The organism is Aeromonas sp. SrichE-2G (genome assembly GCF_017939565.1).
Taxonomy (GTDB): domain Bacteria; phylum Pseudomonadota; class Gammaproteobacteria; order Enterobacterales; family Aeromonadaceae; genus Aeromonas; species Aeromonas taiwanensis.
Window position 1 is genome coordinate 1 of the sequence record NZ_JAGKRG010000001.1, and the last position, 26078, is coordinate 26078.

Below are 26078 nucleotides of genomic sequence, written 5' to 3' on the forward strand. Positions count from 1 at the left end.
CACCATGCTTTTATCAGACAGCATGTAAATCCAGACTGATAACCCGATGTGCGAAGGTGGCGGAATTGGTAGACGCGCTAGCTTCAGGTGTTAGTGCCCCCCGGGTGTGAGGGTTCGAGTCCCTCTCTTCGCACCATGATTCTGACATGTAAACACAGAGCAATGCGCTCCAACCGCATTTAAAAACCAGCTGGAAAAAATCAGTGTGCGAAGGTGGCGGAATTGGTAGACGCGCTAGCTTCAGGTGTTAGTGTCCCACGGATGTGAGGGTTCGAGTCCCTCTCTTCGCACCATTCATTATGCAAAAGGCCCATCACGAAAGTGACGGGCCTTTTGTTTTTACCCCTTGTTATGACTATGCTTTTGACGACTCACCGCCCATCGTCATGCCAAGGAATGCATATGATCCTGGATACCGACATTCACAACTTCTACGAACATCTGGTGCTCAAGGAAATAGAGAAACAGGGGCTGGATCGCACGCTGCCCGCACACCAGCTTGCCGACCTCTGCTGTCTGGCCCTCAATCAGCTTCCCTCCCACTACATCCGTCACGAGGTAGACATGCTCTACTTCACCACCGAGGCCGAGCGCACCGAGATGGAGCAGAAGGTCATTGCATCGCTGCGCCGGGCCTATGACCAGATCCAGGCCGTCCCCGCTCGCTGACTACATCCAGCTCTGCTGCCAGAGCAGGGTGACGACCCCCGTCATACCTGCCACCGGCAGCAGGATCAGCGCCGGCCTCAGCCTGGGTTCCACCATGACCCAGGCTGCCAGCAAGAAGCCCAGGCTCCACAGACCGTATGCCCTCTCCTGAGCCCAGGCCAAGGTCAGCAGCAAACCCGCCAATAGAAGACAGCGCACTATCCAGATCATGGTCATGATACCCACAGCACAAAGATGATAATGATTATTACTTGCAATCAGCAGGGGCGCAATCGGACTTTTCTATGGGTTTTCCTCAATTGAGCGACGGCCCCCAGAGATGAAAGAAACCTCGTTCAGATCAACAATTTTGTAGATTTATCAAACAAAAATACATTTTTGATAAATAAGTTGGAATTTCATACCTTCTGTTTATGGTAGATTGCGCCCTCTTTTGGGTGAGCCCCTCGGGATACGTGTATCCACAGGACGAGAGGGACCGACCTTGGCGAGCAAGAGTTTAGGACGTATCTATGCAAAACCAACACAACCACATCCGATTGCCGAGCATGCTGCAGGTGTCAGCCTGTCTGGCCATTTTCCTGGCCCTGGCCTTCTCCTTCACCAGCGTGCTCGATCTGCCGATCCAGCTGGCCCTGTTCATCGCCTGGTTCGTCATCATGGGGCTCGGCATCAAGCTCGGCCACGATTACAAATCCCTGGAGCAGGCGGCCGTCGATGGCGTCTCCAAGGGAATGGGTGCCATCCTGATACTGATCTCCGTCGGTGCTCTGGTCGGCACCTGGATTGCCGGTGGCATAGTCCCCAGCATCATCTACTTCGGCCTCAAGGTGATACACCCCTCCATCTTCCTGCTGGCGACCCTGATCATCTGCTCCCTCACCTCGCTGGCCACCGGCACCTCCTGGGGCTCGGCCGCCACCGCCGGCATCGCCATGATGGGCATAGGCCACAGCCTGGGAGTCCCGGCACCGCTGGTCGCCGGTGCCGTGCTCTCCGGCGTCTACTTCGGTGACAAGCTCTCTCCGCTCTCCGACTCCGTGGTGCTGGCCTCCACCATGTCCAATGTCGACGTGATGGAGCACATTAAGGGGATGCTGCCCATCAGCCTGTTCTCCTACGTCATCACCGCAGCCCTGTTCACCGTGGTCGGCATGCAGTACTCCGGCAACGTCAGCCTGGAGCAGGTCAACCTGGTGATGGAGGCCCTCGACAAGCAGTTCAACATCACCCCGCTGGCCATAGTACCCGTGGTGCTGGTGCTGGGCCTGTTGGCCAACCGCAAGCCAGCCTTCCCGGTGATCAGCTTCGGCGCCCTGCTGGGCCTGGTCTGGGCCATCCTGTTCCAGGACATGGATCCGGTGAAGGCGATGCACTCCGCCTACAGCCCGTTTGCCATCACCTCCGGCGTCGACTTCATCGACAACATACTGGGCCGCGGCGGCATGGAATCCATGCTGGGATCCGTGGCCGTCATCATCTTCGGTCTGGGCTTTGGCGGCCTGCTGGAGAAGGTCGGCATTCTCTCCGTCATCGCCAGCGCCTTCGAGAAGCGCATCAACAGCGCAGGCAGCCTGACCAGCCACACCATAGGCACCGCCTTCCTGGCCAACGTGTTCGGCTCCGCCATGTATGTGTCCCTGATCCTGACCCCCAAGATCATGGCCAAGAACTACGACCGGCTGGGACTGGCACGCAAGAACCTCTCCCGCAACGCCGAGTTTGGCGGCACTCTCACCTGCGGCATGGTACCCTGGAGCGACAACGGCATCTTCATGGCCGGCGTGCTGGGGGTGGCCACTCTCGACTATCTGCCCTACATGTGGCTCAGCTTCACCTGCATCATCGTGACCATCACCCTCGCCTATCTGGGCAAGGGGGTGACCCGGGTGCCGGTGATCGAAGCCGCCAGTTCCCGCTAACCGCAGGAAAAATCACGACAAAGGCGCCAGCACGGCGCCTTTTGTCTGGGCGCGATTCGAGGTTAAGCTTGCCATCACCCAGGTCACACGTGGCAGGATGCCCAGATGAACTTCACCTTTCGCCAGATCCGCTATTTCGTAGCGGTAGCCGACAGCTTCTCCGTCAGTCGGGCCGCCGCCGAGCTGCACATCTCCCAGTCGGCGGTCACCAGCGCCATCCGCGAATTGGAGACCGAACTCGGCGCCCCCCTGTTCGAGCGCAATCCGCGCGGGGTCAGTCTCACCACCCAGGGCCACCAGTTTCTGCTCCACGCCCGCCGCATCCTCGGCGCCATGACAGAGGCCAGCCAGTCTCTCAAGGCGGTGGCCCAGCAGGATCAGGGAAAGCTCACCATAGGGGTGACGACGCTGGTAGCCGGCTACTACCTGTCGGAGGCCCTTGGCCGCTTTCGCCGTGCCTTTCCCGCGGTGCAGATAGAGGTGAAGGAGGACGAGCAGCCCTACCTCGAGCATCAGATCGTCAACGGCGAGGTGGATGTAGGGATCCTGATGACCAACCGCACCATCCGCCAGGAGGCATTCGATACCGAACTGCTGACCCGCTCGCCATTGCGGGTCTGGCTCGCCGCCAACCACCCCCTCTGCGCCGAGTCGACCCTCTCCCTCAAGGCGCTCGGTGAAGAGCCCATGATCTCCCTGACCGCCGACCAGCTGGACCAGATCATCGGTGGCGGCCTGCGGCGCTATGGCATAGCGCCGCGCATCGTGCTGCGCACCGCCTCGGTGGAAGCGGTGCGCAGCCTGGTAGCGAGCCAGCTCGGGCTCGCCCTGCTGCCGGATTTTGCCTATCGTCCCTGGTCCCTGGAGCAGGAGCGGGTCGAGGCCCGCACCATCAAGGAGCCCATCCCCGCCATCGACATCGGCCTGGTGTGGCGGCGGGGTTCACGACTGGAGTGGACCGCCCGCGAGTTCATCGACATTGCGCGAGACCAGAGCCGGCTGCGGTCACGCCAGCCCCTCCCCCGCTGACTCAGACCCCGTGCGACTGACCAGGGGGCTGCAACCAAAAATCAGATTCATATGCACTCGATATTGATTTTTTAGATACCTAAGCCGTTAAAAATTGAAATTCTCATTACTGTCGGCTTCTCCTACGCTCATGGCTGGTTAACATGATGTTAATTGTCAGTGAGGCACCACAACCGTGCCCGCCCATGCAAGGAGAGCAAGATGAAACTGACCCCCCTGACCCTGGCTCTGATCCCCGTCCTGATGGCCGGCCAGACCCAGGCCGCCCCGACCACCCTCGGCAAGGGTGAAGGCCAGCTCAACATCGTGGCCTGGGCTGGCTACGTGGAGCGTGGCGAGACCGACAAGAACTACGACTGGGTCACCGGCTTCGAGAAAGAGACCGGCTGCAAGGTCAATGTCAAAACGGCCGCCACCTCGGACGAAATGGTGGCGCTGATGAACGAGGGGGGCTTCGACCTGGTGACCGCCTCCGGTGACGCCAGCCTTCGCCTCATCGCCGGCGGCAAGGTGCAGCCACTCAATCTGGCGCTCATCCCGAGCTACAGCAAAATTGATCCCCGGCTGCAGAATGCCCCCTGGCACACGGTGGACGGCAAACATTACGGTGTGCCCTACCAGTGGGGCGGCAACATCTTGATGTACAACACCAAGGTGTTCCCCAAGGCGCCGGACTCCTGGAACGTGGTGTTCGAAGAGCAAACCCTGGCGGATGGCAAGTCCAACAAGGGGCGGGTGCAGGCGTTTGACGGCCCCATCCACATCGCCGATGCCGCCCTCTATCTGATGACCCACCAGCCGGCGCTCGGCATCAAGGATCCCTACGAGCTGAACGAGGAGCAGTACAAGGCCTCCCTCGACCTGCTGCGCAAGCAACGCCAGCTGGTGGGACGCTACTGGCATGACGCCTTCGTCCAGATCGACGACTTCAAGAACGAAGGGGTGGTGGCCTCCGGCTCCTGGCCGTTCCAGGCCAATACCCTGATCGCCGACAAGCAGCCCATCGCTACCACAGTGCCCAAGGAAGGCGTCACCGGCTGGGCCGACACCAGCATGGTGCACAGCGAGGCCAAGAACCTCACTTGTGCCTATAAGTGGCTGGAGCACTCCCTCAACAACAAGTTGCAGGGGGATCTCGCCTCCTGGTTCGGCTCCGTGCCCGTGGTGCCGGCCGCCTGCGAGGGCAACGCCCTGCTGGGCCCGGAAGGATGCAAGACCAACGGCATCGACAACTTCGATCGCGTGCACTTCTGGCGCACCCCCGTCTCCCAGTGCAAGAGCCAGGGAACCTGCGTGCCCTACTACCGCTGGGTCTCGGACTATATCGCCATCCTGGGTGGCCGCTGATCCAGGCAATGCTGTAACCACTGGGCCGGACAGGAGTCCGGCCCGCTTCCCACAGACAAGGACGTACCATGACAGCCGTACAATTTGACCGGGTCAGCCGCCACTATGGCGAGGTGGCCGCGGTTGACGACATCTCCTTCCAGATCCCCGCCGGCGAGTTCTTCACCCTGCTGGGGCCGAGCGGTTCTGGCAAGACCACCTGCCTGCGGATGATCGCGGGCTTCGAGTACCCGAGCGAGGGGGAGATCCGGCTGTTCGGTGAACCCTGCTCCACCGTGCCCCCCTACGATCGCAACCTCAATACCGTGTTTCAGGACTACGCCCTGTTCCCCAACATGGATGTGCGCGACAACATAGGCTACGGCCTGATGCTCAAGGGGGTGGCCAAGGCGGAGCGCTATCGCAAGGTGGACGAGATGCTGGAGCTGGTGCGCCTGCCCGGCGTCGGCAACCGCAAGCCCGGCCAGCTCTCCGGCGGCCAGCGCCAGCGCATCGCCATCGCCCGGGCGCTGATCAACCAGCCGCGCATCCTGCTGCTGGACGAGCCGCTCGGGGCGCTCGACCTCAAGCTGCGCGAGCAGATGCAACTCGAGCTCAAAGCCTTACAGCGCCAGCTCGGCATCACCTTCATCTTCGTCACCCACGATCAGCAGGAGGCGCTCTCCATGAGCGACCGCATCTGCATCTTCAATCAGGGCAAGATCGAGCAGATCGCCGCGCCGGATACCATCTACGATGCCCCCGCCACCCCCTTCGTCGCCCGCTTCGTGGGCACCGTCAACCTGTTCGAGGGGGAGCAGGCCAGGCGCCTGTGTGGCGATGAGCGCCAGATGATGGTGCGCCCGGAGCGGATCCGCCTCGCCGAGGCCGGTACACCGGGCTGGTCCGGGGAGGTGCGCGAGGTGGAGTACCTCGGCCCCTTCGTGCGCTACCGGGTCGATCTCGGCGAGCAGCTCGAGCTTATCGTCAACCATCCCAACGAGGGCCAGGCCCGCCTGCCCCGTGGCGCCCGGGTCAGCCTCAGCTGGCCGGAGCAGGCGATCCATCGCCTGCACACAGCCCACCAGGGAGCTCAACCATGAGCGCCCCCCACAGTGCGAGCCTTGCCATGAGCCACGCTACCGACTCCGTTCGCGTCAGGCCGCTGCGGCGCCTCTCCACCCTGCTCTATGGCCGCTCCGGCCTGCTGCTGGCCATCCTGCTGGGGCCGCCCCTGCTGTGGCTCGGCATCATCTATGTGGGCTCCCTGCTGATGCTGCTCTCCAACGCCTTCTTCGGGCTGGACGAGTTCAGCGGCCAGATCCGCCACGAGCTGGGGCTGCAGAATTTCGTCGCCCTGCTGCGGGCGGAGAACCTGGACGTGATCCTGCGCACCGTCGGCATGTCCCTGCTGGTGACCCTGGCCTGCGCCCTGCTCGGCTTTCCGGTGGCCTATTACATGGCGCGCTACACCAGCGGCAAGACCCGGGCCCTGTTCTACGTCGGCATCATGCTGCCGCTCTGGTCCAGCTATCTGGTGCGGGTCTACGCCTGGAAGCTGATCCTGGCCAAGGAGGGGGTCGTCAGCTGGCTGGCTGACACCCTGGGGCTGGACTGGCTGCTGGACGCCATCCTCTCGCTACCAGTGATCGGCGGGCCGTCGCTCTCGTTTTCCCGCATCGGCACCTTCATCGTGTTCGTCTACGTCTGGCTGCCCTTCATGATCCTGCCCATCCAGGCGGCGGTGGAGCGGATCCCACGATCCTTGCTCGAGGCGAGCGGCGATCTCGGCGCCACCCCGGCCCAGACCTTTCGCACCCTGATCCTGCCGCTGGCCCTGCCCGGTGTGGTGGCGGGCTCCATCTTCACCTTCTCCCTGACGCTGGGGGACTACATCATCCCCGGCATCATAGGCAACTCCACCATGTACATAGGCCAGGTGGTCTACATGCAGCAGGGCACGGCGGGCAACCTGCCCTTCGCCGCCGCCTTCTCGCTGGTACCCATCCTCATCATTGCCATCTATCTGGCGATAGCAAAACGTCTGGGGGCCTTCGATGCGCTCTAATCCCTCTACGAACCAGCCCTCCGGCCTGCTCAAGTACGCGGCCATCGGCGGCCTCCTGTTCCTGCACTTCCCGATCCTGTTCATCTTCCTCTACGCCTTCACCAGCGAGAGCAAGAGCTACCAGTTCCCGCCCCCCGGGCTCACCCTCAAGTGGTTCGAGGTGACCCTGAACCGCCCCGACGTGTGGCGCGCCATCCAGCTGTCGCTGGAGGTGGCCGGGCTCGCCACCCTGGTGGCCATGGTGCTCGGCACCCTGGCGGCGGGGGCCATCGCCCGCAGCCGCTTCTTCGGCCAGGAGGTGGTGTCGCTCTTGCTGGTGCTGCCCATCGCCCTGCCCGGCATCGTCACCGGCATCGCGCTGCGCTCCGCCTATGGGGTGATGGAGATCCCCTTCAGCTTCTGGACCATCGTCATCGGTCACGCCACCTTCTGCGTGGTGGTGGTCTACAACAACGCCCTGGCACGCTTTCGCCGCACCAACCAGAGCCTCATCGAGGCGTCGATGGATCTCGGTGCCGACGGCTTCCAGACCCTGCGCTACGTGATCCTGCCGAACCTCGCCACCGCGCTGCTGGCGGGGGGCATGCTGGCGTTTGCGCTGAGCTTTGACGAGGTGATCGTCACCACCTTCACCGCCGGCCAGCAGACCACGCTGCCGATCTGGATGTATCAGGAGCTGATCCGTCCTCGTGACAGACCGGTCACCAACGTGGTGGCGCTCATCATAGTGGCCTTCACCACCATTCCCATTCTGCTTGCCTACTACCTCACCCGCGACGGCCAGGACGTCGCCGGCAGTGGCAAATAACGACTCAACGCGTGCGCAAGGATGCAACCATGAAACTCTCTACCCAACTCTTGATCGACGGCCAATTCGTCACCGGTGACGGCCAGGCCGAGCCCATCCTCAATCCCGCCACCGGCGAGCTTCTCGCCTCGGTACCCGAAGCCTCGTTCGAGCAGGTGAATCGGGCGGTGAACGGCGCCCAGCGCGCCTTCGCCCAGTGGAGCCGCACCACCCCGGCCCAGCGCAGTACCCTGCTGCTGCGCCTAGCCGATGCCATCGAACGCCACGCCGAGGAGTTTGCGGCGCTGGAATCCCTCAACTGCGGCAAACCCTATCTGGCGGTGCTCAATGACGAGCTGCCGGCGGTGGTGGACTGCTTCCGCTTCTTCGCCGGGGCCGCCCGCTGCCTGCAGGGGCCGCTCGCCGGGGAGTATCTGGAGGGGCACACCAGCATGATCCGCCGCGATCCCATCGGCGTGGTGGGCAGTATCGCCCCCTGGAACTATCCGTTGATGATGGCGGCCTGGAAGATGGCCCCCGTGCTCGCCGCCGGCAATACGGTGGTACTCAAGCCCTCCGAACAGACCCCGCTCACCGCCCTGCGCCTGGCGGAGCTGGCCAGCGAGTTCTTCCCCCGCGGCGTCATCAACATCGTCTGCGGCCGGGGCGAGAGCGTGGGGGCGCCGCTGGTGGAGCACCCGCTGGTGCGCATGGTGTCGCTGACCGGTGACATCGCCACCGGCCAGAAGATCCTGCAGAGCGCCGCCCGCACCATGAAGCGCACCCACCTTGAGCTGGGGGGCAAGGCGCCGGTCATCATCTTCGACGATGCGGATCTGGAGGCCGTGGTGGCGGGCATCCGCACCTTCGGCTTCTACAACGCCGGCCAGGATTGCACCGCCGCCTGCCGCATCTATGCCCAGGCCAAGATCTACGACAAGTTTGTCGCCGCCATGACGGATGCCGTGGCCTCCATCAAGGTGGGCGGTCCGCGCGAGGAGGGGGTGGAGATGGGGCCGCTCATCTCGGACCGGCAGCGCAACCGGGTGGCGAGCTTCGTGGAACGGGCCCAGAGCAGCGGCCACGTGGAGGTGACGGCGGGTGGCAAGATCCGCCCCGGCAACGGCTTCTTCTTCGAGCCGACCCTGATCGCCCATGCCCGCCAGGAGGATGAGATCGTGCGCCGCGAGGTATTCGGCCCCGTGGTGTCGGTGACCCGCTTCACCGACGCCGAGCAGGTGGTGCAGTGGGCCAACGACTCGGACTATGGCCTCGCCAGCTCGGTCTGGACCCGGGATCTCGGCCTTGCCAGCAAGGTGGCCAGCCACCTGCAGTACGGCTGCACCTGGATCAACACCCACTTCATGCTCACCTCCGAGATGCCCCACGGCGGCATGAAGATGTCCGGCTACGGCAAGGATCTCTCCCTCTACGCGCTGGAAGATTACACTGTGCCGCGCCACATCATGGTCAAGCTCTAGGCTCCTGCCTCCCTGAAAACAAGATGGCCCTGAGGGGCCATCTTGTTTTATGTCGTCAAGGCAGTACGCAGATACTGAGCCGCCATTCACCTTGTCCTGGCTCCCATCGGCGTCACGACAATCGCCACAGCCAGTGGTGATCCAGGATCAGCAGACCAAACAGCAACATCAGGTGATAGATGGAGAAGCGGAAGGTGCGCATCGCCTGACCGGGCCGATCCCTGTACTTCAACAACCAGCCATGCCAGCAGAATACGAGGTTCAACCCCAGGCTGCCGACCAGGTAGATGAGCCCGGACATACCTATCAGGTAGGGTAGCAGGCAGACCAGGGTCAGGATCAGCAGATAGAGCAGGATGGCCGTCTTGGTGAATCCGATGCCATGGGTGACCGGCAGCATGGGAATATCGGCGCCGGCATAGTCATCACGCCGGTGGATGGCCAGGGACCAGAAGTGAGGAGGCGTCCAGGTAAAGATGATCATCACCAGTAGCCAGGGCTCAGCCGAGAGCTGCCCGGTGATGCTGGTCCAGCCCAGCAGCGGCGGCATGGCCCCCGCCAGCCCGCCGATGACGATGTTCTGCGGGGTCGCCCGCTTCAGCAGCAGGGTATAGACGACCGCATAACCGAGGAGGCTGGCCAGGGTCAACCAGGCGGTCAGAGGATTCACCCCCCAATAAAGCAGCACAAATCCCAGCAGGGCCAGCGAGGCGGCGAAGGTCATCGCCTGCCCCGGTCCTATCCTCCCCCTGGCCACCGGGCGCCAGCGCGTCCTGCGCATCCGGGCATCGATACCGTGGTCAAGGGAGTGATTCATGGCCGCCGCCCCGGCGGCGAGCAGTCCTATCCCCCCCAACCCCAGCACCATCTCGCCCAGAGAGGCCTGCGTCGGCTCGGCCAGCAGCATGCCCACCCAGGCCGTCAGCAGCAGCAACGCCACCACCTTGGGCTTGGTCAACTGGTAATAGTCCCGCCACAGCCGGGGAGCGACACGTTGTGCCAGCGGTTTGCCATTCATATCCGGCTCCTGGCCACCACGGGCGACAGCACGGGAGGACCATGGGGGCGAGAGAGGCGCCCACGGGCCAGGACACAGCACACCAGCAGATGGGCCGCCACCAGGTTGTGCGCAAGGGCATTGGCCAGCGGCAAGGCCAGATGAACGTTCGCCAGCCCCAACGCAATCTGGGCGAGCAGCAGGACCAGCAAGAGCCCGCCGAGCCACCGCAGAGAAGCCCTCTGGCGGATCAGGGCGAGGGCAAAACCGCCCACCAGCAGGGCGGTAGCCAGGGCGCCCAGACGATGGGCGATATGGATGGTCTGACGCGCCTCCTTGCTCAGCACTCCGAATTCATAGCTGGTGTGCCCCAGCGGCAGGTGGAAGGCCTCTTCCCAATGCAGCTGCTCCTGCCAATCCCCCTGACAGAATGGCAACTCGACGCAAGCCATGGCGGCGTAGTTCGCCGACGTCCAGCCTCCCAGTGCAATCTGCAGCAACAACACGCCACAGGCGGCGCTCCCCAGCCAGGGCAATCCCTGGCCATGATGGCTGCGGGGGGGCGCCGACGGGCGCGCCAGTGCGAGGCGATAGAGCCACAGCAGAGTCAGGATGGTGAACCCACCCAGCAGATGGGTGGTGACGACCAGGGGATGCAGTGCCAGGGTCACCGTCCACATGCCCAGCGTCGCCTGCCCCACCACCAGCGCCAGCAAGGTACCCGACAGCAGACGCAGACTACCGCCTGCGCGCCAGCTCAGCGCGAACAGGGCCGCAATCAGGCACCCCAGCACACCGGCCAAGTAGCGGTGCACCATCTCGCTGCGCGCCTTGTGAGGCACCAGCGGGCTGTCAGGGTAACGCTGGGCCGCCTGCTCGACGTGATCGGCGTGGGGGATGGCCAGGGAGCCGTAACAACCTGGCCAGTCTGGACAGGCCAGCCCGGCATCCGTCAAGCGGGTGTAGGCACCGAGCATGATCACCAGCACCGCCAGCACTATGGCCATCGATGCCAACATCTTCTGGATCTTCATAGGCTACCTCGCCGACGCCAGGTTCCGGGTTGTGCAACGGACAGGGCCATGTCGCCCGCCCCCACCGTGATCTCCGCCTTCATTGCACACCTCGCTGATACTTGAGCAGCTGCTGCAGATCCGACAGCACAGACTTGCCAAACAGCGGCCATTGCGCCGTGCTGGCAGGGACCTCGTAACGCAGTATGGCCAGCCCCTGCGAGTCCACCAGCAGCATGTCGCCCACCCTCACCTCGCCATCCGTACCACTTCGAGGGGGCAGTTGTACCAGCTCCAGCTTGTCCAGATTGCGACCCAGTGCGGTCTGGATCCGCGCCATCAACTCCGGCACCTGGCGGCACAGCCCCTCGCACTCTCGGGCCGCCAGATAGACCAGCCGCCATTTGCTCTGCTGGGACGGGAGGGGTGGCAGCAGATAGATCTCCTGATTCATCCAGACCCCCTTGCTACGGGTGCCCGCTTCATACCAGCCCTGCTTCAGGGTCAGGGCCGCCAGTAGCACCGGCAGCAGGATCACCAGACTAAAGAGCACGGGAACGCGCCATCTACGCCATGGATTCATGGTGACATCCTCCTCGTCAGCACCAGACCGCCCACCAGCACCACCAGCGCCAATCCGAGCCATTGCACCGCATAAGCCCGGTGCTTCTCTGGGGGCATGACATTCGGCTGGTAGTGATAGAAGAAGGGAGTCCGCTGCTGGTAGAACACGGCGTCTGCGAGAGGCGCTCCCATGACCTCGCCCAGGGCCTCCGACCTGATGGACTGCAACCGGTTTGGATAGGGGCCGGACTCGATATTCTGACCCAGCAGGAGGCCGCCGGGGGCCGTACGCAACACGCCATCGAGCGCCAGGGTGGCCGGGATAACGGGCCTTGGCAGCTGAGCACGGCTCGCGGGGGCGGGCACCCAGCCCAGGTTCACCAGCAATAAAATGGAGGCGTTGGGGGCTCGCACCGGAATGAGCACGTCATAGCCGATCCCCCCCCCGGCAGCCTGGTTGTCCAGCAACCAGATATAGGGAGATACCCACTCGACTTCACCCTGCAATGCCAGACCGTCCAGTGACGCCGGGTCGCTCCAGTCGAGCTGGGCCAGCGTTTGTGGCGGTGCCTGTTGTGCCACCGCCATCCGCTCCAGCCAAGACGCCTTCTCCACCCCGCGCTGCCACTGCCAGAGCGCCAGCTTGCACAAACCGGCGGTCACAACCAGAGTAAACAAGAGTACGAGCCAGCGTCTGTGGTGCCAGGGGCGTTGTTTGTTCCACGTTGCCAAGTCACGCATATCACGGAGGATCCCAACATGTTGATCAAGGTGGTGCTGGTACTCATGCTGCTGCTCATCATCGGACAGCTGTTTCATGCCCTCTGGCTGATGATGACCGCAGGTCACACGCAAAAGATGTCGGCCCCTCTGGGGCGCCGCGTCTTCCTCTCTCTGTTGGTGATCGTCCTTCTGCTGCTCGCCGTCATGATGGGCTGGCTGGAGCCCAATCAGCGCCCCTACTGAGGGCGACCTCAGAGCAGATAGACGAAGACGAACAGACAGAGCCAGACCACGTCGACGAAGTGCCAGTACCAGGCCGCAGCCTGGAAGGCGAAATGGCGCTGTGGGGTGAAATGATCCCTCAGCATGATGCGCAGCCAGATGATGGTCAGGAACAGGGTGCCCAGCATGACGTGCAGACCGTGGAACCCGGTCAGAATGAAGAAGGTATTACCATAGATGCCGGAGTCGAGCCGCAGTCCCAGCTCCCGGTACGCATGAAGGTATTCATAGCCCTGCAACCACAGGAATGTCAGCCCCAGTACCACTGTCATCAGCAGCATCCCCTTGAGACGGGTCCGTCTCCCCGCTTCCAGCCCCGTATGCGCAAACAGCAGGGTGACGGAGGAGCCGAGCAGGATCACAGTGTTGACAAGGGGGATGCCATGCCAGGGCATGGCCTGGGTGGTGGTGCCTCCCGGGGTCTTGAGCAGGGGCCAATGGGCCGTGAAATCCGGCCAGAGCAACTGGCCTGTCATCACCTTGCTGCCTGCTCCGTCCAACCAGGGCATGGCGAGCTGACGGGCATAGAACAGCACGCCGAAGAAGGCCAGAAAGAACATCACCTCGGAGAAGATGAACCAGACCATGCCCTGCCTGAAGGATCTGTCCATCTGGGCGCTGTAGAGCCCGGTCATGGACTCGTGGATGATATGGCGGAACCAGCCGAACAGCATGAACGCCAGCAGGGCCACCCCGGCCATCATCAGATAGCGACCGATACCGGCCTGGCCACTCGCGCTCTCGTTGACCAGATGTCCCGCCCCCAGAGCCAGGAGAAACAGGGCAATGGCACCTATGATGGGCCAACGGCTCTGCTCAGGTACGTAATAATTCTGGTTCACCTTGGCCATGGCTATTTCCTCTGGGCGAGTGCCGGGGTCGGCTTGGGCTGGGTTATGTCATAGAGCGAGTAGGAGAGCGTGATGGTGTTGATATCGTCAGGCAGGGCCGGATCGATATAGAACTTGAGCGGCATCAGCTTGCTCTCTCCTGCCTGCAACTCCTGGCGGTTGAAGCAGAAGCACTCCACCTTCTTCAGGTAGGCTGCCGCGGGGCCGGGGGAGACGGACGGCACCGCCTGGCCCACCATAGTGCGCTCGGTGGGGTTGAATACCCGGTAATTGACCTGCTTCACGTCCCCCGGTCGCACCGACAGTCGCACCGTTTCGCCGCTGAACTCCCAGGGCATCCGGCTATCCGCATGGGCAAGAAATTCGACCTGTATGCTCCGCGTACTGTCGGGCACCGCCCGTTCCATCGTGGCCGGCTGAGCGTCGGTCTTGCCATTGAGACCCGTCATCCGGCAGAAGACGTCATAGAGCGGCACCAGCGCAAAGGCGAAACCAAACATGGCGAGCACGACCAGGGCCAGCTTTCTGAGCAGAGGGCCGTGATTAACCTGTGCCATGGTGCCTCCTTACTTCTCTTCCGGCCGGATGTCGGGCGGTGTCTTGAAGCTGTGGTAAGGCGGTGGTGAGGAGAGCGTCCACTCCAGCCCCTGCGCCCCCTCCCATACCTGATCACTCGCCTGCCTGCCCCCCCGGATGCACTTGATCACTCCCCAGACAAACAGAAGCTGTGACAACCCGAAGGCAAAGCCGCCGAGGCTGATCAGCATGTTGAAATCGGCAAATTGCAGGGCGTAATCCGGAATACGGCGAGGCATGCCCGCCAGACCGACGAAGTGCATGGGGAAGAACAGCACATTGACCGAGACGAGCGAGCACCAGAAGTGCCACTGGCCGAGCCGCTCGTCATACATGTGCCCCGTCCATTTTGGCAGCCAGTAATACGCGGCGGCCAGGATCGAGAAGACAGCACCTGTGACCAGCACGTAATGGAAATGGGCCACCACGAAGTAGGTGTCGTGATACTGGAAGTCCGCCGGCGTCATGGCCAGCATCAGCCCGGAGAAGCCGCCTATGGTGAACAGGGTGATGAAGGCGATGGCGAACAGCATGGGGGTCTCGAACGTCAGGGAACCGCGCCACATGGTGGCAACCCAGTTAAACACCTTCACTCCAGTCGGCACTGCTATGAGCATGGTGGTGTACATGAAAAACAGCTCGGCCACGACAGGCAATCCTGTTGTGAACATGTGGTGTGCCCAGACCATGAAGGAGAGCAAGGCGATGCTGCTGGTGGCATAAACCATGGAGCGATAACCGAACAGCTGCTTGCGGGAGAAGGTCGGGATGATACTGGAGACGATGCCGAAGGCCGGCAAGATCATGATGTAGACTTCCGGGTGCCCGAAGAACCAGAAAATATGCTGGAACATGACGGGATCCCCGCCTCCTGCCGCATCGAAAAAGCTGGTGCCAAAGTATTTGTCCGTCAGCACCATGGTCACCGCCGCCGCCAGTACCGGCATGACGGCGATGAGCAGGAATGCCGTTATGAGCCAGGTCCAGACAAAGAGCGGCATCTGCATCCAGCCCATGCCGGGGGCCCGCAAGTTGAAGATGGTGACGATGACGTTGATGGCCCCCATGATGGAGGAAATCCCCATGATGTGGATGGCAAACACAAACAACGCCGTGCTGTTGCCGCTGTACTTGGTCGAAAGAGGCGCGTAGAAGGTCCAGCCCGAGCTGGGCCCTCCCCCTTCCATGAACAGGCTCGACAGCAGGATCAGAAATGCAAACGGCAGTATCCAGAAACTCCAGTTGTTCATCCGGGGCAATGCCATGTCGGGGGCACCGATCATCATGGGGATCAGCCAGTTGGCCAGGCCGGTGAAGGCGGGCATGACGGCACCAAAGACCATGATGAGGCCGTGCACCGTGGTCATCTGGTTGAAGAAGAGGGGCTCAACCAGCTGCAAGCCCGGGTGAAACAGCTCGGCCCGGATCACCATGGCCATGGCGCCGCCGGTAAAAAACATGGTCAGGGCGAAGAGCAGATAGAGGGTACCGATGTCTTTATGGTTGGTCGTGTACAGCCAACGCTTCAGACCCGATGCCGGTTGGTGGCCGTGCTCGCTATGCAGGGTATCCGTGATTCCATCGCTCATGCCGACGCCTCACTTGTCCTTGATGGGTTCGACTGGGTTCAGAAGGGACTGCACCTCGGCAGCCTGAATGAGATCGCCGGTCTTGTTGTCCCAGGCATTGCGCTCATAGGTGATGACGGCGGCGAGCTCCTGCGCAGTCAATTGCTTGCCGAAGGGTTGCATGGCCGTGCCGCTCTTGCCGTGGAGGACGATGTCCAGATGCTGGGCCCGATTCTCCGCCAGCGTGGTCACCTTGCTGCCCTTGAGCGCCGGGAAGATGCCGGGCAGTCCGGTGCCGGCGGGCTGATGGCAGGCCGCACAATGCCCCAGATAGATCTTTTCTCCCAGCTCCATGGCCTGTGGCAGCGTCATGCTCTCCGCGACCTGTGCCTGTTGCTGTGCCTTGGCTGCCGCCTGATCTGCCGCCACCTTCGCAATCCAGTCATCGAACTCCCCGGCAGGCTTGGCCACCACCACGATGGGCATGAAGCCGTGATCCTTGCCGCACAGCTCGGCGCACTGACCTCTATAGGTGCCGGCCTTGTCGATCCGGGTCCAGGCTTCATTGATGAATCCGGGGTTGGCGTCTTTCTTCACGGCGAAGGCGGGCACCCACCAGGAGTGGATGACGTCGTCCGAGGTCATCAGGAACCTGATCTTCTTGCCTATGGGCAATACCAGAGGCTGATCTACCTCTAGCAAATAGTTGTCACTTTTGGGCTCGCCGCCCGAGATCTGTTTCTTGCTGGTCGCCAGCAGGGAGTAGAACGCCACCGGATGCTCAAGATATTTGTAATGCCACTTCCATTGCGATCCCGTGACGAGCACGGTCAGGTCGGCCTTGGAGGTGTCTTCCATCTTCAGCAAGGTGGAGGTCGCCGGGGCCGCCATCGCGATCAGGATCAGCACGGGGATCGCCGTCCAGAGCAGCTCGACGCGGGTACTCTCGTGGAATTGAGCGGCTTTGGCACCGCGAGACTTTCGATGGCACACGATGGACCAGAGCATGATGCCGAAGACGAGCAGGCCGATGGCGCAACAGATGTAGAAGATCGTCATGTGCAGGTCATAGACCTGTTGACTGATGGCGGTCACCCCGCGCGTCATGTTGAAGGAGATGTCGTTGGCGAAGGCGCTGCTGCTGACAAGCCACATCATCCAGGCGCCATGGTTAACTGCATTTTTTCCCACATTGCACTCCCTGTGCACGTTAGAAAAGATGGACGGCATTAACTACCAATAAGGCTAACCATTTGAAATAAATAAATTTATTAAACTGCCATTTACATTCAAGTATTAGTCCATATTCGGAAAAAACCAAAATGCCGGCACGCGAGGCAGTACTCATCCGAGCAGTATGGGCAGGCAGTCCGAACGAGATGGCCTGCCGACTCAGCCATCCTTTGCATTCACATCAGTCCGGCACAGCTCTCACCCCCAAGACAGGTAGCCAGGCTAGAGACCCGATATGAACAAGGGGCCATCAGGCCCCTCGTTCATGTCTCGGCGATGCGCCATGTCCTGTACCGCCAAGGCTGTCAGCCCCCGGGTACCCTCGGTGCCAGCAACCTGGCCAGCAGGGCGCGCAGGGCCTTGATCAGGGCAGGCTTGCCAGCCAGACCCTGTGCTGCGGCGAGTTCGGCCCAGGGCGCATATTGCCAGATGGTGGCAATCAACAGCCGACGCTCGTCGGGGCTCAGGTCATCCAGCAACGCCATCTTGCTGCCCAGCCAGCGTTGCAGCGTGGCCTGGCACAGCTCGAACGGTTTGTGGTGATGGGCGAAGCAGTCAAGCTCCTGATGCTCGAAGGCATCCAGCTCCGGCGCCCCGACAACCGGCTCCCCTCTCAGGCACAGCCAGACCAGCTCGGCATCCAGCTGCCTGAGCTCTCCCGCGAGCAGGGTCGGCAGCTGGCTCACGAAGCGCTGGCGCCATTGCGCCAGCTCCTCATGGCGTTCAGCTTGCAGCGGCTTCAGCAGCAAGGCCGCGTGACTGCCGCTCGCGGCATCCCGCTGCAGACCGATGCGCAATACCCTCAGCCCCCCCTTGAGCCAGAATGGCAGCAGATCGGGGCTGGCGGAGAAGGCGGATCCCAGATAGTCGACCCCCAATGTGCGATAGTGCGTCTCCAGCCTGTCCAGCAGCAAGGAACCCAGCCCCAGGCGATGCAGGCTGGGGTGAATGGCGATGCGCATCACCCTGGCATAGGTGCGCTCCCCTGCCGTGATGAACCCGGCGTGGGCCAGCAGCGACTGGGGCAGCAGATGGCCGCGAGGACGCCGCCGTCCTGCCCAGATGTCCTGGGCCAATGCAGGGGATATATTGCCCTCTCGCGCCACCAGCGCCACACCGAGCAGCGCGTCACCCTGCCCCAGCAGGTGGATGTCGAGATCCGGCCCCTCCAGCAAGTACCTGAGATCGCTGGGGCTGGTCTGGTAGTGGGCCAGCACGAGCAGGCCGAATACCCGGTTGAGCAAGGCCTCGTCGCCAGCCAGCACAGCCTGCTCCAGCCGTCGCCAGCTGGCGGTCGTCGGTGGTTGCGGTGCCACTGTGTCGGCGTGGAGGCCGAGCAGCCGGAAGGTCAGGGGCTCCAGCGGATCGTGCCGGCTCCAGCGAATGGGCTCCGCCAGGTGCAGCTCCTGCCAGTCCGGGGTTTCCCGATCCAGCACCTGCTTGAAGCGCAGGTGAAAGCCACGCCCCGTTCCCTCATAACCGTGTTCCGTGGTGGCGAAGACGATGCGGCTGTGGCGGGCCAGCATGGCCTCCAGAAGCGGTGTCGGTATGGCGGCCGCCTCGTCCACCAGCAGCAGATCCGCCTGCACCTCTCCCCTGGCCACCCGGTCCGGCGAGACATAGCTCAACCCCGCCAGCCTCTCTGGCATGTTGCCCAGCGCCGCTTCGGCATGGGCGAAGAGGGTGGCGACGGTCGCCTGCGAGGGGGCCGTCACCGCTATCCTCAAGGCGGGATCCCGGCTCAGCAGCTCGGCGCTGGCCAGCCCCAGCAAGGCGCTCTTGCCGCGTCCGCGATCGGCACTCAACACCAGGGGGCGCCGGCGATGGCCGTAAAGCACCTTGTGGATAGCGGGCAACCCGAGGGCCTGATCCGCGCTCAATGGCCGGCTCACATCCAGGGGATGCCAGGGCTCGCCCTTGTATAGGGGATCCAAGGTAAGTGCAGGATCCCCCGCCAGCAGCCGCACCAGGCGGGCGATGAACCCGTGCCCTGCCCGAGCGGCGTCCTCGGGCTGGGCAACCAGCCTCAACCTGTCCGGATCCGGATACGCCGGCCACGCCTCTCTGGGCGGCGTCAGCAGCAGCAACAGCCCCCCCGCCCGCAGCGTGCCCGACAAGGCACCGAATGCATCGGGGTGAAAGCCGCTGAAAGCGTTGAAGACCAGGGTGTCGCACTCCTGGCCGAGCCGCTGCAATGCCTTGGCGGCGGGCAAAGGCGCGTGACGTTCGGGCCCATTTCCCAACCAGAATACCGCCTCCCCCAGCAGGGGCTCGGCACGGGCGATGCAGTCCGCCTCCTCCCCTTCCAGCCAGATCAGACGCCGTTCACCGGCGCGGGCAAGGGATTGGCGCAAGGTGGCCAGCTCGACAGGACTCATGGTGCCGGGTTGTGTTCCGGTTTGATCCTGGGTTCAAACATGCGATCCCCCATCTGAGCGATGAAGGTGTGGGCCTTCTGCACCATGAAGCGTTCGGCATCGGCGGGGTTCACGAAGAGATCGGAGCGAATGAAGCGATGGGTCTGCACGACCCCGTCCACCTCCCTGGTGATACGACCCGCCAGCCGGAACTGCCCCCCCTCTGCCATGGGCTCGGGATAGATGAGATAACCGGCATATTCGGTCGGTGTGACCTCGGCGTGCTGGGCAGGTTGTCCCTTGAACAAGGCATTGAGTAGTTTCTTCAGCATGTTCGCCTCCTCTCTGATGGTGGCATTCTCCCCAAGGGGAGAATAGGTAGCAAGCACGGGATCTTATTACGATTCGTTCTTTGCACTACGAACCATTCTCATTTAGATTTCTCTCATTCCAGCATGAGGTCCATATTATGTACGTGTGTTTGTGCCGCGGCATCACAGATAACCAGATCCGCAAGGCGGTACAGGCAGGCAAGACCGAGTTCCGGCAACTGAAGCAATCGCTGGAAGTCGGGGCCCAATGTGGCAAGTGCGTGCGCATGACGATGGAGATCATCGCCGCAGAGCTGGACAAGATGGAGTCGGAGCAGGCGCCACTCTACTACGAAGTGGCCTGATACCTCGCCTGTAGACCCCTCGTCACCCCAAGCGAATGCTCCTCGTGTCAGGAGTGCCGATTCGCCATCCCCTGATTGTCATCTTTCTGGACTAAGCTCTAGTGATCCTTGCCCTAGGCTCGAACACGAGGAGTAATGTCGATGAAAGGAGATCCCAAAATCATTGCCCACCTCAACAAGGTGCTGGCCAATGAACTGGTAGCCATCAACCAATACTTCCTGCATGCCCGCATCTACGATGACTGGGGCCTCAAGGGGCTCGGGCACAAGGAGTATCATGAGTCTATCGATGAGATGAAACATGCCGACGAGCTGGTCAAGCGGGTGCTGTTTCTGGAAGGACTGCCCAACTTGCAGGATCTGGGCAAGCTGCGCATCGGTGAGACGGTGGAAGAGATGCTGCGCTGTGACCTGTCACTGGAGATGGACGCCATCCCGGACCTGAAGGTGGCCATCACCTACGCAGAGTCGGTGCAGGACTACGTCAGCCGCGACCTGTTCCAGGATATCCTGGAGGATGAAGAAGAACACGTGGACTGGCTGGAAACCCAGCTCGACCTTATTGAGCGCATCGGTCTGGAAAATTACCAGCAATCCCAGCTCCACTCGGAATCATCCTGAATCCCCGACGAGAAACGACCCGCCCAGGCGGGTTTTTTTCTGCGCCGCACCTCATGCACACCGCACATAGCCCTTGTCGTGAGCCCTCGCAGATCTGGACCATATTCCCGTATCCCGTGACCCGCCTCCTTTCCCCTGCCGAGACGCACCTTGCGCCACATTGAACCGTCACCGCGATCACAGTTACGATGCATGGCGCAGCGACGCAGGTCGCTTTCGATTAGGATACGCCCCCAATCCCATCACTTTGCTACGGATGAATTCCATGGAACTGATTGCACGCGAGATGGCGCCCCACAAGCGGGTCGCCCTGGTGGCTCACGACAACATGAAGGCCCCGCTGTTGAACTGGGTGCTGCGCCGCAAGGAGGAGCTCAAGCTCCACCATCTCTATGCGACCGGCACCACGGGCACCCTGCTCGGCAAGAAGGCGCAGCTGCCCATCACCTGTCTCTTCTCCGGCCCCATGGGAGGGGATCAGCAGCTCGGCGCCCTCATCGCCGAAGGGAAGATAGACGTGATGATCTTCTTCTGGGATCCCCTCAATCCCGCCGCTCACGATCCTGACGTCAAGGCGCTACTGCGCCTCGCAGCAGTCTGGAACATCCCGGTCGCCACCAACGAGGCGACGGCGGACTTCATCATGGACAGCCCGCACATGCAACAGGCCTTCAGCGTGCAGGTGCCCGACTACGCCGGCTATCTCAAGGCCAGAACCGAGTAACCCACGCCAGACAGAAAAGAGCCGGAACAAGTGTCCGGCTCTTTTCAGTTATGGGGATAGGGAAAGGTCAGCGCTGAAGGCTCTTCTGCGCGAACTTGGGTCTGGCGTTCATGATCTGCTCCACCTGCTCGTCGCTCATCTTGCCGCGCGACAGCCCCAGCACCTTGTAGGTGAGCAGGGGGCGGGCCGGCAGGGCGATCATCAGGGCGCGGATCTGGTTCTCGTCCTCCTTCTCCCGTACCGGCTTGCCATAGGCATAGGTCAGCACGCCGGCATCCATCAGGTTTTTGACGGCAGGTTCGGTGATCGGCAGGTTTATGACGCTTTTACGCTGCAGCACGAACTCACGCAGCACCGCCTTTTCGTTGAAGTCGAGGAAGCCGATCATCTGGGCCAGCTGGTCCTTCTGGCGGCGGGACTGCCACTCGTCACAGGCCCACTCCCAGGCGATCAGAAAGCCCTGGCTGCAGAAGTAGGAGATGGCGATCAGCATGCCGACCCCGAGCCAGGCGGCGTGGGCCGTGGCCCACTGGCTCACGGCCCCCTTCATCAGGCCGGCCGGGAACAGCAGAATGATGCTGCAGCAGAGCAGCAGCCAGACCATCAGCCAGTTGAGGCGGTTCAGCTGATAAAAATGTTGGATCCACCGTTTCATCGTTCACCCTTCCCAAGTCAATGTGGACAGTAGCCAACTCATAGCAATCCCTGTGCCAGAGCGCAGATCCCGGGGGAAAGATCAGGATCCCGGCAGGCCGTCGTTACACCCCCTTACAACTTGGTCCCCGCGATATCCCGGTTTTGCCTTGTGGGGCGGCCGCCGGCTTGGTACAACGCCCCCACTGTCATAGGGGAGTAGCAACCCGCCCGCGATCCGGGCAGGGCTCATGTCAACACGCTTGGATCCACAGGTCCATGGCATGGGCGGCGATGGCATCCATCGCTCTGCAAGACCTTTGGCCTCGACATGTACGCCAGCCAGGCGAGCCATGTCGGGTCCATCGGTTATCCTGCTCGCCTGGCGGCTACTCATATGCTGATCACCCTGCTGTTATTTCTGCTCTCTGCCATCACCATCTACCGGGCCTGCGAATACTTCGTCAACGGCATCGAATGGGTTGGCCATCACTTCCGGCTCTCCCAGAGCGCCACCGGCTCCCTGCTGGCGGCCCTCGGCACGGCCCTGCCGGAATGCATCGTCACCCTGACCGCCTTGCTGATGGGGCAGGCCCCCGCCCAGCAGCAGCTCGGGATAGGGGCGGCTCTCGGCGGCCCCCTGGTGCTGGCCACCCTGGGCTATGGCGCCATCGGCCTGCTGCTGTGCATGAGCCCGACCCACAGGATCATCGACAGGGAGGTGCTGCGCGGCACCGCCCGGGACCAGGCCTGGTTCATCGGTATCTTCCTGCTGGCGGTGCTGCTCGGCACCCTGGCCTTCCCCGGCAAAGCCTGGCTGGCCTCCCTGTTCGTGCTGGTGTACCTCGCCTACGTGAGGCGCGAGCTGAGGCAGATCGATCGCCACGAGGCCCTGCTGCCCGAACCGCTCAGGCTGGATCCGCACGCCAGGATCCCGACGCTCGGCAAGGTACTGCTGCAGACCCTGACGGCCCTGATGGCGATGGCGCTGGCGGCCCAGCTGTTCGTCCATCAGCTGGAGAGCCTGGGGAAGCTGGCCGGCCTCTCCCCCGTGCAGGCAGCCCTGCTGCTGAGCCCGGTGGCCACCGAGATGCCGGAGCTGATGAACGTGTTGCTCTGGGTGCGGCAGGGCAAGTACCGGCTGGCGCTGGCCAATGTCTCCGGCGCCATGATGATCCAGGGCACCATCCCCAAGGCATTCTGCCTGCTGTTCACCCCCTGGTTGCTGGACGACGTCATGCTGGCCTCGTCCCTGGTGACGCTGCTGGCGGTGGTGCTCCTGTGGTGGGGCTTTCGGCGGGAATGGATGACGGCGGGCAGGCTCGCCCTGGCGGGACTCTTCTATCTGGGCTTCTGCGGCTGGCTGATCGCAAGCTGACGAGCGCCATGAACAAGGGCGGGTATCTCCCACCCCCTTCATGGCCGGCACCCCGCGTCAGCCAACGCGGTGCGGGCTGCTTAGAACTGCTGGAACCAGCGCTGGATCTGGGCCGGATCCTTGCTCTGGGTCAGGGCGAGCATCAGCAGGATACGCGCCTTCTGCGGGTTCAGGGTCTCGGCTGCCACGAAGCCGTACTTGGCGTCGTCGATCTCCGCATCCAGGGTGGTGGCGCCGGTCGGCACGCGGGCGGAGCGCACCACGCGAATGCCGTCCTTGCTCGCCTGGGCCAGGGTGTCGAACAGGGTGTGGTAGAGGTTGCCGTTACCCACCCCGGCGCTGACGATGCCGTCAAACTTGGCATCCACCAGGGCCTTGGCCGGCAGATCCGAGGCGTTGGCGTAGCTGTAGACGATGCCAACCCGGGGCAACTTGTCGAGTTTGCTCACGTCGAACGGCGTCTGGCTGGTGTGCAGCCGGGCCGGGGTGCGCTGATAGTCGATCTTGCCATTGTGGATATAGCCGAGCGGGCCGAAGTTGGGAGCGGCGAAGGTCTGCACGCCGGTGGTGTTGGTCTTGGTGACGTCGCGGGCATCCAGCACGGTGTCGTTCATGGCGACCATGACGCCACGCCCCTTGGAGGCGGGATCGGAGGCGGTGACCACGGCGTTGTAGAGGTTCATGGGGCCATCGGCGCTCATGGCGGTGGAGGGGCGCATGGCGCCGACCAGCACCACCGGCTTGTCGCTCTTCACGGTGAGGTTCAGGAAGTAGGCGGTCTCTTCCATGGTGTCGGTGCCGTGGGTGATGACAATGCCGTCCACGTCATCCTTGGCCAGCAGCTCGTTGACCCGCTTGGCGAGCTTGAGCCACACCTCGTCGTTCATGTCCTGGGAGCCGATCTTGACCACCTGCTCCCCCTGCACCTCAGCCACGTTCTTCATCTCGGGGACGGCCGCGATCAGGGTCTCGATGGCCACCTTGCCGGCCTCGTAGTTGGACTGGGTAGCGGACTGCCCGGCGCCGGCAATGGTGCCGCCGGTGGCCAGTATGTGCACGCTCGGCAGCGCCATGGCCATGGGGGAGAGGGTCAGTCCGAGTACGGCGGCAAGCAGGGTCTTGCGGAGAGGGAGGGTCATGCTGCAATCCTTCTTTTGGGTTTGATTGCAGCATTTTTATTCTTTTTAAACGGAATTTAAGTGATCGCTCTCACCAATAAAAAGAAGCAAACAGAATATTAGTCTGTTTTTTACCACTTAGGTGATAACTCACTCCGCGGTGAACCCCCGGGCTTCGATCAGGGCGATCAGCTCTTCCTTGCTCAGCTCGCTCTCGATGACGGCCTTGCTGCTGGCGAAGTCGACGCTGGCTTCGCTGACGGCTGGCTGGGCCAGCAGCGCTTTTTGCAGGCTGACGGCGCAGCCACCACAGGACATGCCGGAAACGGTCAGTTGAATGGTCATGGGATACCTCCTCTGTTGATGTGCAATCAGCCTAAAGCTGCCGCCCGCGGCAAGGTCAAGCCCCTGTGCTGGGCAAAGATCCCGGCATGGTCATGATGATGCTGACGTCCATCACCTCACCCCATCAGCCCCAGATAGTTCATCAGGGCAGCCCCCAGGCTGGTGGTGACGAGCGAGCCCAGGGTGGTGGTGGCGATGATGTTGGCCGCGAGGGCACTGTCACCGCCCATGGCGCGGGTCATCACATAGCTGGCGGCGGCGGTGGGGGTGGAGCTGATGAGGAACAGGATGCCGAGGGCCTGCGGGCTGAACCCGAGTGCCCAGGCGCCCAGTACCAGCAACACGGGGATGCAGCACAGCCGGTTGACCGTGGCCCAGCCGGTCAGCATGGCGCCGCCGCGCAGGGCCTTGAGGTTGAGGCTGGCGCCGGTGCACAGCAGGGCCAGCGGCAGGGTCATGTTGGCGAAGTAGTTGCCCGTGGTGATCACCAGCTGGGGCAGCTCGATACCGAGCAGACCGAAGGGCAGCGCCGCCAGGATGGCAATGATGAGGGGGTTTTTGACGATCCCCTTGAGTATGGGTTTGAGCCCCTTTCCGCCCCCCAGGCTACGGGTCAGGGTGATCACCGCGAGGATGTTGTAGAGCACGGTGACCGAGCCCACCAGCAGGGCGGCGGCCCCTATCCCCTCGGGGCCGTAGGCGTTCTGCACATAGGCCAGCCCCATGATCCCCATGTTGCCGCGAAAGCTGCCCTGCACGAAGATGCCCCGCAGTTTCTGCTCACGGATGAAGCGGGCTGCCAGTATCTCCAGCACCAGAAAACCGGCCAGGGTGCCGAGCAGGCCGTAAACGATGAGCCAGGGGCTCGGCATGGTGGAGAAGTCGGTGCGCACCATGCTGAGGAACAGCAGGGCCGGCAGGGTAACCTGGAACACCAGGCGGGAAGCGGACTCCACGAAGCTGTCTGGTAACAGCCCCAGCCGCTTGAGCCAGATGCCGAGCAGCAGCACCAAACAGATGGGGCCCGTGATGGAGAGGGAGAAGTGCAGACTTGCCAACAGATCCATGATGCGCGTCCTGTGCAACGACGACGAAGAAAGTCGCCAGGGAAAAGGGCATTCTAACGCCATGGGCTTG

At 62.6% G+C, this 26078-nt stretch carries 28 protein-coding genes, 2 tRNA genes and 1 riboswitch; of the genes, 15 read left to right on the forward strand and 15 right to left on the reverse strand.

Annotated elements, in window-relative coordinates:
• The first annotated feature begins 50 nt into the window (after window positions 1-50).
• From J9885_RS00005 to J9885_RS00015, 3 genes are all read left to right on the forward strand, one after another.
• Window positions 51-136, forward strand: a tRNA-Leu gene (locus J9885_RS00005).
• A gap of 71 nt (window positions 137-207) precedes the next feature.
• Window positions 208-293 (forward strand) — tRNA-Leu (locus J9885_RS00010).
• Between the two features lie 109 nt (window positions 294-402).
• On the forward strand, window positions 403-669 hold the full coding sequence (locus tag J9885_RS00015) for a late competence development ComFB family protein (protein ID WP_043762951.1): 267 nt from the start codon (window positions 403-405) through the stop codon (window positions 667-669).
• On the opposite strand, the gene J9885_RS00020 is transcribed toward J9885_RS00015, so the two are convergent.
• A complete protein-coding gene (locus J9885_RS00020; RefSeq protein ID WP_043763164.1) occupies window positions 670-879 on the reverse strand; it encodes a hypothetical protein in 210 nt (69 codons plus the stop codon). It lies immediately after the preceding gene.
• 302 nt (window positions 880-1181) lie between these two features.
• On the opposite strand from J9885_RS00020, the gene nhaC reads away from it, so the two are divergent.
• The 7 genes from nhaC (at window position 1182) to J9885_RS00055 (ending at window position 9282) form a co-directional block, all read left to right on the forward strand.
• Entirely contained in the window at window positions 1182-2591 is a 1410-nt protein-coding gene (gene nhaC / locus J9885_RS00025) for a Na+/H+ antiporter NhaC (RefSeq protein WP_210547703.1), read from the forward strand.
• Window positions 2592-2696: 105 nt separating this feature from the next.
• Window positions 2697-3620, forward strand: a complete 924-nt coding sequence (locus J9885_RS00030; protein WP_043762946.1) for a LysR family transcriptional regulator — start codon at window positions 2697-2699, stop codon at window positions 3618-3620.
• Between the two features lie 201 nt (window positions 3621-3821).
• Complete coding sequence (locus J9885_RS00035; protein WP_210547704.1) at window positions 3822-4967, forward strand: ABC transporter substrate-binding protein; 1146 nt, start codon at window positions 3822-3824, stop codon at window positions 4965-4967.
• Between the two features lie 68 nt (window positions 4968-5035).
• Window positions 5036-6049: an ABC transporter ATP-binding protein gene (locus J9885_RS00040; RefSeq protein ID WP_134694819.1), complete on the forward strand. Its 1014-nt coding sequence runs from the start codon at window positions 5036-5038 to the stop codon at window positions 6047-6049.
• Complete coding sequence (locus tag J9885_RS00045) at window positions 6046-7014, forward strand: ABC transporter permease (protein ID WP_210547705.1); 969 nt, start codon at window positions 6046-6048, stop codon at window positions 7012-7014. Before J9885_RS00040 ends, J9885_RS00045 begins: the two co-directional genes overlap by 4 nt.
• Window positions 7004-7822, forward strand: coding sequence for an ABC transporter permease (locus J9885_RS00050; RefSeq protein WP_017779087.1), 819 nt, complete (start codon window positions 7004-7006; stop codon window positions 7820-7822). The genes J9885_RS00045 and J9885_RS00050 overlap by 11 nt, the downstream gene beginning before the upstream one ends.
• Window positions 7823-7851: 29 nt before the next feature.
• The gene (locus J9885_RS00055) at window positions 7852-9282 is read left to right on the forward strand and encodes a gamma-aminobutyraldehyde dehydrogenase (protein WP_210547706.1); all 1431 of its coding nucleotides are present in this window, start codon (window positions 7852-7854) and stop codon (window positions 9280-9282) included.
• 112 nt (window positions 9283-9394) lie between these two features.
• Here J9885_RS00055 and cyoE read toward each other — a convergent pair whose 3' ends face one another.
• The 4 genes from cyoE to J9885_RS00075 form a co-directional block, all read right to left on the reverse strand.
• Window positions 9395-10300 carry a heme o synthase gene (cyoE, locus tag J9885_RS00060; protein ID WP_210547707.1) on the reverse strand — a complete coding sequence of 302 codons (906 nt, stop codon included), beginning with the start codon at window positions 10298-10300 and terminating at the stop codon, window positions 9395-9397.
• Window positions 10297-11298 carry a COX15/CtaA family protein gene (locus J9885_RS00065; RefSeq protein WP_246876758.1) on the reverse strand — a complete coding sequence of 334 codons (1002 nt, stop codon included), beginning with the start codon at window positions 11296-11298 and terminating at the stop codon, window positions 10297-10299. Before J9885_RS00065 ends, cyoE begins: the two co-directional genes overlap by 4 nt.
• 94 nt (window positions 11299-11392) lie before the next feature.
• Window positions 11393-11875 carry a hypothetical protein gene (locus tag J9885_RS00070; protein WP_210547709.1) on the reverse strand — a complete coding sequence of 161 codons (483 nt, stop codon included), beginning with the start codon at window positions 11873-11875 and terminating at the stop codon, window positions 11393-11395.
• Window positions 11872-12534, reverse strand: coding sequence for an SURF1 family protein (locus J9885_RS00075; RefSeq protein ID WP_134694814.1), 663 nt, complete (start codon window positions 12532-12534; stop codon window positions 11872-11874). The genes J9885_RS00070 and J9885_RS00075 overlap by 4 nt, the downstream gene beginning before the upstream one ends.
• Before the next feature lie 81 nt (window positions 12535-12615).
• Between J9885_RS00075 and J9885_RS00080 the strand changes: the two genes are divergently transcribed.
• Window positions 12616-12822, forward strand: coding sequence for a DUF2909 family protein (locus J9885_RS00080; RefSeq protein WP_210547710.1), 207 nt, complete (start codon window positions 12616-12618; stop codon window positions 12820-12822).
• An 8-nt stretch (window positions 12823-12830) separates the two neighbouring features.
• Here J9885_RS00080 and J9885_RS00085 read toward each other — a convergent pair whose 3' ends face one another.
• The 6 genes from J9885_RS00085 to J9885_RS00110 all read right to left on the reverse strand — a co-directional run bounded on the left by J9885_RS00085 (window position 12831) and on the right by J9885_RS00110 (window position 19778).
• The gene (locus tag J9885_RS00085) at window positions 12831-13712 is read right to left on the reverse strand and encodes a cytochrome c oxidase subunit 3 (protein WP_134694812.1); all 882 of its coding nucleotides are present in this window, start codon (window positions 13710-13712) and stop codon (window positions 12831-12833) included.
• Window positions 13713-13714: 2 nt separating this feature from the next.
• Entirely contained in the window at window positions 13715-14269 is a 555-nt protein-coding gene (locus J9885_RS00090) for a cytochrome c oxidase assembly protein (protein ID WP_043762920.1), read from the reverse strand.
• A gap of 9 nt (window positions 14270-14278) precedes the next feature.
• A complete protein-coding gene (ctaD, locus tag J9885_RS00095) occupies window positions 14279-15877 on the reverse strand; it encodes a cytochrome c oxidase subunit I (RefSeq protein ID WP_210547711.1) in 1599 nt (532 codons plus the stop codon).
• Between the two features lie 9 nt (window positions 15878-15886).
• On the reverse strand, window positions 15887-17014 hold the full coding sequence (gene coxB, locus J9885_RS00100) for a cytochrome c oxidase subunit II (RefSeq protein WP_210547712.1): 1128 nt from the start codon (window positions 17012-17014) through the stop codon (window positions 15887-15889).
• A gap of 380 nt (window positions 17015-17394) precedes the next feature.
• Window positions 17395-19467, reverse strand: a complete 2073-nt coding sequence (locus J9885_RS00105; protein WP_210547713.1) for a GNAT family N-acetyltransferase — start codon at window positions 19465-19467, stop codon at window positions 17395-17397.
• Window positions 19464-19778: an HlyU family transcriptional regulator gene (locus J9885_RS00110; protein WP_210547714.1), complete on the reverse strand. Its 315-nt coding sequence runs from the start codon at window positions 19776-19778 to the stop codon at window positions 19464-19466. The genes J9885_RS00105 and J9885_RS00110 overlap by 4 nt, the downstream gene beginning before the upstream one ends.
• A gap of 137 nt (window positions 19779-19915) precedes the next feature.
• On the opposite strand from J9885_RS00110, the gene J9885_RS00115 reads away from it, so the two are divergent.
• From J9885_RS00115 to J9885_RS00125, 3 genes are all read left to right on the forward strand, one after another.
• A complete protein-coding gene (locus J9885_RS00115) occupies window positions 19916-20122 on the forward strand; it encodes a bacterioferritin-associated ferredoxin (RefSeq protein ID WP_043762913.1) in 207 nt (68 codons plus the stop codon).
• 141 nt (window positions 20123-20263) lie between these two features.
• Window positions 20264-20743, forward strand: a complete 480-nt coding sequence (gene bfr / locus J9885_RS00120) for a bacterioferritin (protein ID WP_134694807.1) — start codon at window positions 20264-20266, stop codon at window positions 20741-20743.
• Window positions 20744-21008: 265 nt separating this feature from the next.
• Window positions 21009-21467: a methylglyoxal synthase gene (locus tag J9885_RS00125; protein WP_041211864.1), complete on the forward strand. Its 459-nt coding sequence runs from the start codon at window positions 21009-21011 to the stop codon at window positions 21465-21467.
• Between the two features lie 67 nt (window positions 21468-21534).
• Here the strand turns inward: J9885_RS00125 and J9885_RS00130 are convergent, their stop codons facing one another.
• Entirely contained in the window at window positions 21535-22122 is a 588-nt protein-coding gene (locus J9885_RS00130; protein WP_043762908.1) for a superinfection exclusion B family protein, read from the reverse strand.
• Between the two features lie 180 nt (window positions 22123-22302).
• Window positions 22303-22409, forward strand: a riboswitch (yybP-ykoY riboswitch).
• An 88-nt stretch (window positions 22410-22497) separates the two neighbouring features.
• Here J9885_RS00130 and J9885_RS00135 point away from each other — a divergent pair.
• The gene (locus J9885_RS00135) at window positions 22498-23478 is read left to right on the forward strand and encodes a sodium:calcium antiporter (protein ID WP_246876759.1); all 981 of its coding nucleotides are present in this window, start codon (window positions 22498-22500) and stop codon (window positions 23476-23478) included.
• Between the two features lie 80 nt (window positions 23479-23558).
• Here the strand turns inward: J9885_RS00135 and ansB are convergent, their stop codons facing one another.
• From ansB to J9885_RS00150, 3 genes are all read right to left on the reverse strand, one after another.
• Window positions 23559-24617, reverse strand: a complete 1059-nt coding sequence (gene ansB / locus J9885_RS00140; RefSeq protein ID WP_134694803.1) for an L-asparaginase 2 — start codon at window positions 24615-24617, stop codon at window positions 23559-23561.
• Between the two features lie 129 nt (window positions 24618-24746).
• Window positions 24747-24941 (reverse strand): heavy metal-associated domain-containing protein, encoded by a 195-nt coding sequence (locus J9885_RS00145; protein ID WP_210547716.1) that lies wholly within the window; start codon window positions 24939-24941, stop codon window positions 24747-24749.
• A gap of 116 nt (window positions 24942-25057) precedes the next feature.
• Complete coding sequence (locus J9885_RS00150) at window positions 25058-26008, reverse strand: AEC family transporter (protein WP_043762901.1); 951 nt, start codon at window positions 26006-26008, stop codon at window positions 25058-25060.
• Window positions 26009-26078 lie beyond the last annotated feature (70 nt).